At 55.4% G+C, this 240-nt stretch carries 1 protein-coding gene; it reads left to right on the top strand.

The genetic code is table 11. The features are described 5' to 3' along the window. Positions 1-240 (top strand): hypothetical protein (locus tag ACTHTJ_RS11070; RefSeq protein ID WP_440361027.1); only part of this gene is annotated, 240 nt, incomplete at both ends.

Here is a 240-nt window from a genome sequence, read left to right as displayed (position 1 = left end):
CCCAAGACGGCGTTAAAGCAGGTGATGTCAAACTGACCAAAGACGGTTTGAACAACGCCGGCAACAAAGTGACCAACGTAGCCGACGGCGACCTCAATGCCAACAGCAAAGACGCCGTCAACGGCAGTCAACTGTTTGCGACCAACCAAAACGTAGCGACCAACGCCGCCAATATCGCCAAAGGCATCAACTTCGGCGGTACCGCCGGCAGCAACAACTACGCATTGGGCGACACCATCA

Origin of the sequence: Neisseria sp. P0018.S001 (assembly GCF_051957355.1) — a bacterium.
Taxonomy (GTDB): Bacteria; Pseudomonadota; Gammaproteobacteria; order Burkholderiales; family Neisseriaceae; genus Neisseria; species Neisseria subflava_A.
This window is presented reverse-complemented; position numbering and strand designations above follow the sequence as displayed.